Origin of the sequence: Burkholderia pyrrocinia (genome assembly GCF_018417535.1) — a bacterium.
Classification (GTDB): Bacteria; Pseudomonadota; Gammaproteobacteria; order Burkholderiales; family Burkholderiaceae; genus Burkholderia; species Burkholderia pyrrocinia_E.
In genome coordinates this window covers 1,680,727-1,693,376 of sequence record NZ_CP070977.1, presented here as the reverse complement: position 1 = coordinate 1,693,376, position 12,650 = coordinate 1,680,727, and the positions used below count along the sequence as shown (strand labels likewise).

General features: G+C 66.3%; 11 protein-coding genes. 8 read left to right on the top strand and 3 right to left on the bottom strand.

The window, feature by feature from the left end:
• Positions 1-284 precede the first annotated feature (284 nt).
• Positions 285-617, top strand: a complete 333-nt coding sequence (locus JYG32_RS07900; protein WP_096472954.1) for a YnfA family protein — start codon at positions 285-287, stop codon at positions 615-617.
• A gap of 29 nt (positions 618-646) precedes the next feature.
• Here JYG32_RS07900 and dnaQ read toward each other — a convergent pair whose 3' ends face one another.
• Genes dnaQ through JYG32_RS07885 form a run of 3 tightly spaced genes read right to left on the bottom strand, consistent with a single transcriptional unit; the run spans position 647 to position 2,672 of the window.
• Complete coding sequence (dnaQ, locus tag JYG32_RS07895) at positions 647-1,381, bottom strand: DNA polymerase III subunit epsilon (protein WP_174380041.1); 735 nt, start codon at positions 1,379-1,381, stop codon at positions 647-649.
• Between the two features lie 38 nt (positions 1,382-1,419).
• Positions 1,420-1,863, bottom strand: coding sequence for a ribonuclease HI (rnhA, locus tag JYG32_RS07890; protein WP_174380040.1), 444 nt, complete (start codon positions 1,861-1,863; stop codon positions 1,420-1,422).
• Positions 1,860-2,672 (bottom strand): class I SAM-dependent methyltransferase, encoded by an 813-nt coding sequence (locus JYG32_RS07885; protein ID WP_213265214.1) that lies wholly within the window; start codon positions 2,670-2,672, stop codon positions 1,860-1,862. Before JYG32_RS07885 ends, rnhA begins: the two co-directional genes overlap by 4 nt.
• An 18-nt stretch (positions 2,673-2,690) precedes the next feature.
• Between JYG32_RS07885 and gloB the strand changes: the two genes are divergently transcribed.
• The 7 genes from gloB to greA all read left to right on the top strand — a co-directional run bounded on the left by gloB (position 2,691) and on the right by greA (position 12,639).
• Entirely contained in the window at positions 2,691-3,497 is an 807-nt protein-coding gene (gloB, locus tag JYG32_RS07880; RefSeq protein WP_213265213.1) for a hydroxyacylglutathione hydrolase, read from the top strand.
• Between the two features lie 151 nt (positions 3,498-3,648).
• A complete protein-coding gene (locus tag JYG32_RS07875) occupies positions 3,649-5,223 on the top strand; it encodes a transglycosylase SLT domain-containing protein (RefSeq protein WP_213265212.1) in 1,575 nt (524 codons plus the stop codon).
• A gap of 158 nt (positions 5,224-5,381) precedes the next feature.
• Entirely contained in the window at positions 5,382-6,521 is a 1,140-nt protein-coding gene (locus JYG32_RS07870; protein ID WP_213265211.1) for an MFS transporter, read from the top strand.
• Between the two features lie 376 nt (positions 6,522-6,897).
• Complete coding sequence (gene carA, locus JYG32_RS07865) at positions 6,898-8,043, top strand: glutamine-hydrolyzing carbamoyl-phosphate synthase small subunit (RefSeq protein ID WP_174380035.1); 1,146 nt, start codon at positions 6,898-6,900, stop codon at positions 8,041-8,043.
• Positions 8,044-8,080: 37 nt separating this feature from the next.
• The gene (gene leuE / locus JYG32_RS07860; protein WP_048242433.1) at positions 8,081-8,740 is read left to right on the top strand and encodes a leucine efflux protein LeuE; all 660 of its coding nucleotides are present in this window, start codon (positions 8,081-8,083) and stop codon (positions 8,738-8,740) included.
• Between the two features lie 49 nt (positions 8,741-8,789).
• Positions 8,790-12,044 (top strand): carbamoyl-phosphate synthase large subunit, encoded by a 3,255-nt coding sequence (gene carB, locus JYG32_RS07855; RefSeq protein WP_213265210.1) that lies wholly within the window; start codon positions 8,790-8,792, stop codon positions 12,042-12,044.
• Between the two features lie 118 nt (positions 12,045-12,162).
• Positions 12,163-12,639 (top strand): transcription elongation factor GreA, encoded by a 477-nt coding sequence (gene greA / locus JYG32_RS07850; RefSeq protein ID WP_021163362.1) that lies wholly within the window; start codon positions 12,163-12,165, stop codon positions 12,637-12,639.
• Positions 12,640-12,650: the final 11 nt, after the last annotated feature.

Sequence of the window (12,650 nt, the reverse complement as noted above, 5' to 3'; positions counted from 1 at the left end):
GCAACGAAACGAGAAAAGCGGGCCTGTCGGGCGGGCTTTCCTGTGGGTGCAATTTCGGTCGAAGCGCCGGCCCGCAACGCGCGGACGGACTTCTGTCGAAATCGAATAGACAGATATTGAATGTTGAAACAGGCGACATGGTAGCACGATGACGGATGATCGTGCAAATTGCCGGGAAGCGCCCGTCTGGCGGGGCGTCCGGCGCAACCTGCTCGAGTATGATCGGCGGCGCGCGGCGGGGCCGCGCAGCCCCGGTGACGGGGGCCGAATTCACGAGGAACCGGATGACCGAATTGATGAGGATCGCGGCGCTGTTCGCCGCCACCGCGCTGGCCGAAATCGTCGGCTGTTACCTGCCGTGGCTCGTGCTGAAGGGCGGCCGGCCGGTCTGGCTGCTGGTGCCGGCCGCGCTGTCGCTCGCGCTGTTCGCGTGGCTGCTGACGCTGCACCCGAGCGCCGCGGGGCGCACCTATGCCGCGTACGGCGGCGTGTATATCGCGGTTGCGCTGATCTGGCTGCGGGTGGTCGACGGCGTCGTGCTGACCCGCTGGGATGTGGCCGGCGCGGTGCTCGCGCTCGGCGGGATGGCGGTCATCGCGCTGCAGCCGCGCGCGTGAGCGCGGCCGCGGCGCGTGCCGTGCGTACGTCAGGCCGTTTTGGCGGCGTCCGCGTCGGCTGACTTGCGCCACACGCACGTGCCCTTGACCGACTTGTCGAGCTCGTCGAGTTGCGTCTGGTGCGCGGCGAGTTCGTCGTCGCTCGCGGCCACCACGGCCAGGTCGAGCGCGGCGAGCGACACGCGCTGGCCGTTCGCCGCGCCGCCGTCGGCGCCTGCATCGTCGAGCATGTCGATCACGAGGCTGTCCTGGCCGCGCGTCATCGCGAGATACACCTCGGCGAGCAGTTCGGAGTCGAGCAGTGCGCCGTGCAGCGTGCGGTGCGCGTTGCTGATCCCGAAGCGGTCGCACAGCGCGTCGAGCGAGTTGCGCTTGCCGGGGAACATCTGCTTGGCCTGTACGAGCGTGTCGATCACGCCGCCGCAATGTTCGGTGAACGGCGTCAGGCCGAGCCGCGCGAATTCGGCGTCGAGGAAGCCAAGGTCGAACGGCGCGTTGTGGATGATCAGCTCGGCGTCCTTCACGAAGTCGAGGATCTGGCTGGCGACTTCCGCGAATTTCGGCTTGTCGCTGAGGAATTCGGTCGTGAGGCCGTGCACCGCCAGTGCGCCCGGATCGCTGTCGCGCTCGGGGTTCACGTAGAAGTGCAGGTTGTTGCCGGTGAGCCGCCGGTTCAGCAGCTCGACGCAGCCGATTTCGATCAGGCGGTCGCCCGTGCGGGCGTTCAGGCCGGTGGTTTCGGTATCGAGAATGATCTGGCGCATGTCGGGAAAAGCAAAGGAAACGGGGGAGCGGCCGGTGTTCAGGCCGTGAGCGATTCGACGCCGCGATTCGCGAGCGCGTCCGCGCGCTCGTTTTCGGGATGGCCCGCGTGGCCCTTGACCCAGCGCCACTCGATCTCGTGCTGCGCGACGAGCGCGTCGAGCCGCTTCCACAGGTCGGCGTTCTTCACGGGCGTCTTCGCCGCGGTGACCCAGCCTTTCTTCTTCCAGCCGTGGATCCACTCGCTGATGCCTTTCTGCACGTATTGCGAGTCGGTATGCACGATCACCTGGCACGGCCGCTTCAGCGCTTCGAGCGCGGCGATCACGCCCATCAGCTCCATGCGGTTGTTGGTCGTGTTGGGCTCGCCGCCGAACAGCTCCTTTTCGCGGTCGCCGTAGCGCATCAGTGCGCCCCAGCCGCCGGGGCCGGGGTTGCCCTTGCAGGCGCCGTCGGTATAAATGTCGATGGTATCGGTTGTCATGAATGTTCTTGATGGGTAGTCGGGGAGGCCGCCGGCGTCAGGCCCGGCGCGAGCACGGGCTTCTTCATCCTGATCTGGCCGACGAGGCGCATGCCGCGCACGCGCTTGACGGCCGTCACCATGTAGACGGCGCCGAAGATCGGCCACCAGCGGTCGCCCGCGGCTTCCATGAAGCCGTAGCGGGCCAGCCACTTGTCGGTGACGAGCGGCGGCCGGTAGCAGCCGAAACGGCCGCGTTCGAGGTCGAAGCCTAGCAGCTTGATCCAGTCCTTGAGCCGGATGAACGCGATCTGGTCGCGCGTGGCCGGCACGAACGGGTGGTTCGCCATGCGCCCGAACGATTGCCGCATGCCCCACAGGCTCAGCGAATTGAAGCCGGTGATCACGAGCCGGCCTTCCGGCATCAGCACGCGCTCGGCCTCGCGCAGCAGCCGGTGCGGATCGGACGTGAATTCGAGCGTGTGCGGCATCACGATCAGGTCGACGCTCTGCGACTCGAACGGCAGGTCGAGCAGGTCGCACCAGGTCGCGCTGCGATCGGCGGGCGCGTGCTCCGGCGCGTGCGCTTCGCGCGCCCACGGATACTGGTACGGCGCGCTTGCGCCGCTTGCCGGATCGAGCACGAGGCCGCGATACGGCATGCGGTTCTCGCGCAGCGCGTCGAGCTGCGGCAGGCCGAGCTGCAGCGCGTGGAACCCGAACACGTCGGACACGAAACGGTCGAGCTGCGCCTGCTCCCAGCCCAGCACGTAGCGGCCGGGAGGCGAGTCGGTCCAGGCGGGCCAGTCTATAATTTGACGGTCGGACATAACGATGGTTGCGCGCCCATGAACGAGCTGGAATACGTGCCGGTTCCGGCATTCGAAGACAACTATATCTGGCTCGTCTCGGACGGCCGCGATGCGATCGCCGTCGATCCGGGTGAAGCCGCGCCCGTGCGCCGGGTTCTTGCCGAACGAGGCTGGCGGTTGACCGCTATTTTACTCACGCACCATCACGCCGACCATGTCGGCGGTGTCGAGGCGCTGCGAATTAGCCAACCGGCCAATGTGCCGCTCACCGTTTACGGCCCCGCGGCCGAGGCGATCGGCGTGGTCACGCGGCCGCTTTCGGGCGGTGACCGCGTGACGCTCGACGCGCCGGCCGTCGCGTTCGACGTGCTCGACGTGCCCGGTCATACGCGCGGCCACATCGCGTATTTCCAGACGGCCGGGCAGGGCGCCGCAGTGCCGCACGTGTTCTGCGGCGACACGCTGTTCTCGTGCGGCTGCGGCCGCCTGTTCGAGGGCACGCCCGCGCAGATGCTCGCGTCGCTCGACGCGCTCGCGGCGCTGCCGGGCGACACGCGCGTGCATTGCGCGCACGAATACACGCTGTCGAACATCCGCTTCGCGCTCGCGTGCGAGCCCGGCAATGCGGCGCTCGCCGCGTGGCGCGACGACGCGCAGGCGCTGCGCGCGCGCGGCGTGCCGACGCTGCCCACTACAATCGCGCACGAGCGTGCCGTTAACCCTTTCATGCGCGCGGACAGCGCGGCCATCCATGCGACGCTCGAAGCCGAGCTTCACGAAACGGTGCCAGATCGTCTGGCGGCGTTCACGCTGATGCGCGAGTGGAAAAACCGGTTCCGATGATGATTTCCGGAGGACTCCAAAGCTCAAGCGGTATCTGTAAAAATTGCTCCAAATGTAGGATTTCGCTGAGTTTTCGGTGTTTTTATTGACGTGAAGCACGCACTTCCGTAGTATCGCCAGCAATTTCCAGCCGTCGGAAGCCGAGATTTTCATGCGACTTATATTGAGTGCGATGGTGGTCCTGCTGCTCGCCGCTTGTGCGAGCCAGGCCCCTGTCGCCAACAACGCCGCCGATTCGCAGGCGACGTCCAACTACCTCCGTAAATCAGCCACCGCCAAAGAAACTGTCGACGTCGACAAGCAATCGGTCGGCGACCTGACCAGTGCGGACTCCGATCTCTGGGGGCGCATCCGTCGCGGCTTCCAGATGCCCGACTTGCAGAGCGACCTCGTCGACATGCAGACGACCTGGTACACGCAGCGTCCCGATTACGTGCAGCGCATGACCGAGCGCTCGCAGAAGTACCTGTATCACATCGTCGAGGAACTCGAGGCGCGTCACATGCCGACCGAGCTCGCGCTGCTGCCGTTCATCGAGTCCGCGTTCAACCCGCAGGCGCTGTCGGTCGCGAAGGCGGCCGGCATGTGGCAGTTCATGCCCGGCACGGGCCGCACGTACAACCTGAAGCGCAACATGTGGCAGGACGAGCGTCGCGACGTGCTCGCGTCGACGAGCGCCGCGCTCGACTACCTGTCGCGCCTGCATGACATGTTCGGCGATTGGTATCTGGCGTTGGCCGCCTACAACTGGGGCGAGGGCAACGTGCAGCGCGCGATCGCGCGCAACCAGGCGGCCGGCCTGCCGACCGACTACCAGAGCCTGCGGATGCCGAACGAGACGCGCAACTACGTGCCGAAGCTGCAGGCGGTGAAGAACATCATCGCGAGCCCGCAGCAGTACGGCCTGACGCTGCCGGACATCCCGAACCACCCGTATTTCGTGACGGTCACGACGTCGCGCGACATCGACGTCGCGGTCGCCGCGAAGCTCGCGAACCTGTCGCTCGACGAATTCCGCTCGCTGAACCCGTCGTTCTCGAAGCCGGTGATCCTCGGCGCGACCGAGCCGCAGATCCTGCTGCCGTTCGACAACGCGTCCGCGTTCGAGAAGAACCTGAAGTCATACAGCGGCCAGCTTTCGACGTGGACCACCTACACGGTCAGCGAACGTGCGCGGCCGGCCGCGATCGCCGAGAAGATCGGCGTCGACGCCGATACGCTGATGTCGATCAACAAGATTCCGGCCGGCATGCGCCTGAAGCCGGGCTCGACGATCGTCGTGCCGCGCGGCGATGACGACGACGAGGACATCAGCGCCGACGTCGCCGAAAACGGCGCGCTCGCGATGGAGCCGGACGTACCCGACACGCGCAAGATGCTGATCCGCGTGCGCCGCAAGCAGTCGATGGCGGCGATCGCCGGTCGCTACGGCGTGTCGGTCGGCCAGCTCAAGGCGTGGAACCGCACGCACCGCGATCTCGTGATGCCGGGCCAGGCGCTCGTGCTGCACGTGCCGGTCGGCCGTTCGGTGCCGGCGGAACCCGGTCCGGAGCGGATCGCGACGTCGGTCGGCGGTGCGCACATCGAACGCGCAAGCCTGGCGGTAGGTGGCAAGTCGCACGGCGCGAAGCGCGGCGCGGCAAAGCCGGCGGCCAAATCGGCGAAGGCTGCACCCGCGAAGGCCGCGCCGGCCAAGGCTGCCGCGCATAAGGGCAAGAAGAAGTAACGCGGCTGCCGGGCGCAGCGGGCGGCCGATCCGGGTCGCGCGCTTGCGCTATCATCCGACCAATTGCGACGAAACGCCGTCACCGAGGTGACGGCGTTTTCGTTTGTGCGCGGCGCGGGGGCGCCGCTTCGAACGTCTTCATATAACGAGGGGAAGCGATGTCGTCGGTGCAGGTGAGGGTGCTCGCGCTGTTTTCGATCGGGTATTTCGTGTCGTATGTGTTTCGTGGCGTCAATCTGGGTTTCGCGCCGTTCGTCACGCGTGAGCTCGGGTTGTCGGCCGCCGATCTCGGCCTGCTCACCAGTCTCTACTTCCTCGGCTTCGCGGGCGCGCAGATCCCGGCCGGCGTGATGCTCGACCACTTCGGCCCGCGCCGCGTGACGGCCGGCATGCTGCTGTTCGCGGCGGCCGGTGCCGCCGTGTTCGGCGCCGCGCACAGCCTCGGCACGATGATGGTCGGCCGGCTGCCGCTCGTCAACGGCCTCGTGATGGCCGTCGGCGGCCTCGGCGGCGTCGTGGTCGGTTCGCCGTTGACCGGGCTGCTCGGCTGGACGAGCTGGCGCGCGATCTGTTTCGGCCTCGCGGTGCTGACGGTGGTCGTCGCGGTCTCGATCGGCTCGGGCGCGCCCGAAGCGAAGCAGGTGCGTCACCAGGGCGGGCTCGTCAGCCAGTTCAAGGGCACGTGGCACATCCTGAGCAGCCGTGCGTTCTGGAAGATCTCGTCGTTCTCGGTCGTCACGCAGGGCGTGTTCTACGCGATGCAGTCGCTGTGGGTCGGGCCGTACCTGCGCGATGTCGCGGGGTTCGATGCGCCGCATGCCGCGCGCCTCGTGTCGGTGCTCGGCTTCGCGATGATGGCCGGCTGCGTCGGCTTCGGCGCCGCGGCACGCGTGCTCGAGCGGCGCGGCGTGTCCGTCTATGCGTTCTGCGGCGTCGGCATGGCGCTGTTCGTCGCGACGCAGGTCGCGATCGTCGCGGGCACGCCGTTGCCGCCGGCCGTGCTGTGGGCCGCATACGGGATGTTCGGCGGCGTCGGCATCCTGACCTACGCGGTGATGGCCGGGCACTTTCCCGCTCATCTGATCGGCCGCGCGAACACGACGCTCACGCTCGTGATCTTCCTGCTGATCTTTGCGTTCCAGATCGGCGTCGGTGCGGTGCTGTCGCGCTGGCCCGCGGTCGACGGCCGTTATCCGGCCGCCGCGCACTTCACCGCGTGGGGCGTGCTGCTTGCGTTGCAGCTCGCGAGCGCGGTCTGGTACGTATGGCCCGCGCGCGGCGCTGGCCAAGCGCACTGATCCGGCGGTACGCTGGCGGGTAGGGCGGCTGCGGAAACGGGGCCGCAGTACGTTGCGCGTGCGTTGTACCGCGCTGCTGGTGGCGGCGCGCGCATGATCGGACGGCCATATCGATTGAAGATAGGGCCATTTTCAGGCTATAATTTGAAAGTTTGTGCTGATCAACCTCGCACCCTAGCGCCTACCTCATTCATCCCGTTCATCCGCCGCACGCCGCCTGCCGGGCGATGCCGCGAAGCCTCGTGCGCCACGCGCCGGGTTCGCGTCTCGACAACGCAGGCCGCGTCCAGCAAGCGACTACGCGCGCCTACGCAGCGCGGCGCTCGCGCGGCAGGGTTAACAGGTCGGCAGCAGGGTGTTCCCCAAGGAGCCTCCCGTGTTGCCGTCTTTTTCTCCCGCCTTGCTTGCACTCGCCGACGGCACGGTCTTTCGTGGTTATTCGATCGGGGCCGAAGGCCACACGATCGGCGAAGTCGTGTTCAATACCGCGATCACCGGCTATCAGGAAATCCTGACTGATCCGAGCTACGCGCGCCAGATCGTTACGCTCACCTACCCGCATATCGGCAACGTCGGCGTCAACGCCGAAGACGTCGAAGCCACGAAAGTCCATGCCGCCGGCCTGATCATCCGTGATCTGCCCACGCTCGCGTCGAACTTCCGCATGGACCGCACGCTCGGCGATTACCTGCGCGACGAAGGCGTCGTCGCGATCGCCGGCATCGACACCCGCAAGCTGACCCGCATCCTGCGCGACAAGGGCGCGCAGAACGGCTGCATCCTGGCCGGTTCGGACGACGAGGCGAAGGCGATCGAGCTCGCGCGCTCGTTCCCGGGCCTCGCGGGCATGGATCTCGCGAAGGTCGTGTCGACCACCAAGCCGTTCGAGTGGAAGCAGACCGAATGGCGTCTCGAAGGCGGCTACGGCATGCAGGAAGCGCCGAAGTACCGCGTCGTCGCGTACGATTTCGGCGTCAAGTACAACATCCTGCGCATGCTCGCGGAACGCGGCTGCCACGTGACGGTGCTGCCCGCGCAGGCGAGCGCGGCCGACGCGCTCGCGCTGAATCCGGACGGCATCTTCCTGTCGAACGGCCCCGGCGATCCGGAGCCGTGCGATTACGCGATCGCGGCCACGAAGGAATTCATCGAGCGCGGCGTGCCGACCTTCGGCATCTGCCTCGGCCACCAGATCATGGGCCTCGCGGTCGGCGCGAAGACGCTGAAGATGAAGACGGGCCACCACGGCGCGAACCACCCGGTGAAGGATCTCGGCGACGGCCGGGTCGTGATCACGTCGCAGAACCACGGCTTCGCGGTCGACGCGGATTCGCTGCCGGCCAACGCGCGCGTGACGCACGTGTCGCTGTTCGACGGCACGCTGCAGGGCTTCGAGCTGACCGACAAGCCGGCGTTCTGCTTCCAGGGTCACCCGGAAGCGTCGCCGGGCCCGCACGACATCGGTTATCTGTTCGACCGTTTCACCGCGCTGATGGACGCGGCGAAGCCGCGCAACGCTTAACGTCACCGACGCAACCGAAGAACGGGAGATTCGCATCATGTTCGGCCACGCACTCGGCATCACGGATATCTGGACCTACGTGTTCGGCGTGATCTTCATCATCCTGCTGCCGGGGCCGAACTCGATGTACGTGCTGTCGCTCGCGGCGCAGCGCGGCGTGAAGGCCGGCTATCGCGCGGCCTGCGGCGTGTTCGTCGGCGATACGGTGCTGATGGTGCTGTCCGCCGCGGGCGTCGCGTCGCTGCTGAAGGCCAATCCGCTGCTGTTCTCCGTCGTCAAGTACGGCGGCGCCGCGTATCTGCTCTACATCGGCACCGGCATGCTGCGCGGCGCGTGGCAAAAGCTGCGCGCGCCGGCCAATGCGCCGGCTGACGCGCCGCAGGCGGTCGACGGCGAGCGACCGTTTCGCAAGGCGCTGATCGTGAGCCTGCTGAACCCGAAGGCGATCCTGTTCTTCATCTCGTTCTTCATCCAGTTCGTCGACCCGGCATTCCCGCATCCCGCGCTGTCGTTCGTCGTGCTCGGGGCGATCGCGCAGTGCGCGAGCTTCCTGTACCTGAGCACGCTGATCTTCGCGGGCGCGCGGCTCGCCGAGCACTTCCGCCGTCGCCGCAAGCTTGCGGCAGGCGCGGCGAGCAGCGTGGGCGGCCTGTTCATCGGTTTCTCGGTGAAGCTTGCGCTCGCGACCATGAGCTGAGCGCTGCCGGCCGACCCACGACAACGATTACTTATTGAATTCACAAGCCATGCCAAAACGCACAGACATCAAAAGCATCCTCATCATCGGCGCCGGCCCGATCATCATCGGCCAGGCGTGCGAGTTCGACTATTCGGGCGCGCAGGCTTGCAAGGCGTTGCGTGAGGAGGGCTACAAGGTCGTTCTCGTCAACAGCAACCCGGCGACGATCATGACCGACCCGAACACGGCCGACGTGACCTACATCGAGCCGATCACGTGGGAAGTCGTCGCGCGCATCATCGAGAAGGAGCGCCCGGACGCGATCCTGCCGACGATGGGCGGCCAGACCGCGCTGAACTGCGCGCTCGACCTGCACCACCACGGCGTGCTCGAGAAGTTCGGCGTCGAACTGATCGGCGCGTCGCCGGAGGCGATCGACAAGGCGGAAGACCGCCAGAAGTTCAAGGAAGCGATGACCAAGATCGGTCTCGGCTCCGCGAAGTCGGGCATCGCGCATTCGATGGAAGAGGCGACCAAGGTGCACGGCGAGATCATGGCGGAGACGGGCGGCAGCGGCTATCCGGTCGTGATCCGTCCGTCGTTCACGCTCGGCGGCTCGGGCGGCGGCATCGCGTACAACCGCGAAGAGTTCGAGGAGATCTGCAAGCGCGGCCTCGACCTGTCGCCCACGCGCGAACTGCTGATCGAGGAATCGCTGCTCGGCTGGAAGGAATACGAGATGGAAGTCGTGCGCGACCGCGCCGACAACTGCATCATCGTCTGCTCGATCGAGAACCTCGACCCGATGGGCGTGCACACCGGCGACTCGATCACGGTCGCGCCGGCGCAGACGCTCACCGACAAGGAATACCAGATCCTGCGTAACGCGTCGCTCGCGGTGCTGCGCGAGATCGGCGTCGACACGGGCGGCTCGAACGTGCAGTTCTCGATCAACCCGAAGGACGGCCGCATGGTCGTCATCGAGATGAACCCGCGCGTGTCGCGTTCGTCGGCGCTCGCGTCGAAGGCGACCGGCTTCCCGATCGCGAAGGTCGCCGCGAAGCTGGCGGTCGGCTACACGCTCGACGAGCTGAAGAACGAAATCACCGGCGGCCAGACGCCGGCGTCGTTCGAGCCGACGATCGACTACGTCGTCACGAAGATCCCGCGCTTCGCGTTCGAGAAGTTCCGTGAAGCCGATTCGCGCCTGACGACGCAGATGAAGTCGGTCGGCGAAGTGATGGCGATCGGCCGCACGTTCCAGGAATCGTTCCAGAAGGCGCTGCGCGGCCTCGAAGTCGGCGTCGACGGTCTCGACGAAAAGTCAACCAATCGCGACGAGATCGCGATCGAGATCCACGAGCCGGGCCCGGACCGCATCTGGTATGTCGGCGATGCGTTCCGCATCGGCATGACGGCCCAGGAAATCTTCGCGGAAACCGCGATCGACCCGTGGTTCCTCGAGCAGATCGAGCAGATCATCCTGAAGGAAAAGGCGCTCGCGAGCCGCACGCTGGCGTCGCTGACGTTCGACGAGCTGCGCTATGTGAAGCAGAGCGGTTTCTCCGACCGCCGCCTCGCGAAGCTGCTCGGCGCGACGCCGGAAGACGTCCGCCGCCGTCGCGTCGAGCTGAACGTGCGCCCGGTCTACAAGCGCGTCGACACCTGCGCGGCCGAATTCGCGACGAAAACCGCGTACATGTACTCGACCTACGAGGAAGAGTGCGAGGCGCAGCCGACCACCAACAAGAAGATCATGGTGCTGGGCGGCGGCCCGAACCGGATCGGCCAGGGCATCGAGTTCGACTACTGCTGCGTGCACGCGGCGCTCGCGATGCGCGAGGACGGCTACGAAACGATCATGGTCAACTGCAACCCGGAAACGGTGTCGACCGACTATGACACGTCCGACCGCCTGTACTTCGAGCCGCTGACGCTCGAAGACGTGCTCGAGATCGTCGACAAGGAAAAGCCGGTCGGCGTGATCGTCCAGTACGGTGGCCAGACGCCGCTGAAGCTCGCGCTCGACCTCGAGGCGCATGGCGTGCCGATCGTCGGCACGTCGCCGGACATGATCGACGCGGCCGAAGACCGCGAACGCTTCCAGAAGCTGCTGCAGGACCTCGGCCTGCGCCAGCCGCCGAACCGCACCGCGCGCGCGGAAGACGAGGCGCTCAAGCTCGCCGAGGAAATCGGCTATCCGCTGGTCGTGCGCCCGTCGTACGTGCTGGGCGGCCGTGCGATGGAGATCGTCCACGAGCCGCGCGACCTCGAGCGCTACATGCGCGAGGCCGTGAAGGTGTCGAACGATTCGCCGGTGCTGCTCGACCGCTTCCTGAACGACGCGATCGAGTGCGACGTCGACTGCATCTGCGACGGCGAAGCCGTGTTCATCGGCGGCGTGATGGAGCACATCGAGCAGGCGGGCGTCCACTCGGGCGACTCGGCATGCTCGCTGCCGCCGTACTCGCTGTCGAAGGAAACCGTCGCCGAGCTGAAGCGCCAGACGGGCGCGATGGCGAAGGCGCTGAACGTGGTCGGCCTGATGAACGTGCAGTTCGCGATCCAGCAAGTGCCGCAGGCGGACGGTTCGAAGCAGGACATCATCTACGTGCTCGAAGTGAACCCGCGCGCGTCGCGCACGGTGCCGTACGTGTCGAAGGCCACCAGCCTGCCGCTCGCGAAGATCGCGGCGCGCGCGATGGTCGGCCAGAAGCTCGCGCAGCAGGGCGTGACGAAGGAAGTCGAGCCGCCGTACTTCAGCGTGAAGGAAGCGGTGTTCCCGTTCGTGAAGTTCCCGACCGTCGATCCGGTCCTCGGGCCTGAAATGCGTTCGACCGGCGAAGTGATGGGCGTCGGCCAGACGTTCGGCGAAGCGCTGTTCAAGTCGCAGCTTGCGGCCGGTTCGCGCCTGCCGGAGTCGGGCACGGTGCTGCTGACCGTGATGGACGCGGACAAGCCGAAGGCCGTCGAAGTCGCGCGCATGCTGCACGACCTCGGCTACCCGATCGTCGCGACCAAGGGTACGGCTGCCGCGATCGAAGCGGCCGGCGTGCCGGTGAAGGTCGTGAACAAGGTGAAGGACGGCCGTCCGCACATCGTCGACATGATCAAGAACGGCGAGATCGCACTCGTGTTCACGACGGTCGACGAGACGCGCCAGGCGATCGCCGATTCGCGTTCGATCCGCATGAGCGCGCAGGCGCACAAGGTCACGTACTACACGACGATGTCGGGCGCGCGCGCGGCCGTCGAAGGCTTGCGCTACCTGAAGGATCTGGAAGTCTATGATTTACAAGGTCTTCACGCTCGCCTAAACTAAGCAGTCAGTTTCCTGTTGAAGCAATACGTGCCGCGGTTAAGCGGTGTTTCCGGTTCGCCGGAAACGCGCTTAATCGCGGTGATTTTTTTTAAAGCCGTTTTTAGCGATTGAGCCGTTTATGAGCACCATTCCGTTGACAAAGCGTGGCGCAGAGCAACTGCGCGATGAATTGCAGCGCCTCAAGTCCGTCGAGCGGCCGGCCGTGATCAACGCGATCGCGGAGGCTCGCGCACAGGGCGATCTGTCCGAAAACGCCGAATACGATGCCGCGAAGGAAAAGCAGGGCTTCATCGAGGGTCGTATCGCGGAAATCGAATCGAAGCTGTCGGCCGCGCAGGTCATCGATCCCACCGTGCTCGATGCCGAAGGCCGCGTAGTCTTCGCGTCGACGGTCGAACTCGAGGATCTCGAGTCGGGCGACACCGTCAAGTATCAGATCGTCGGCGACGACGAAGCCGATATCGATCACGGTCTGATCTCGGTCAGCTCGCCGATCGCGCGCGCCCTGATCGGCAAGTCCGAAGGCGACGTCGCGGCCGTGCAGGCGCCGAGCGGCGTGCGCGAATACGAAATCATCTCGGTCAGCTACATCTGAAGCGGGGCGAC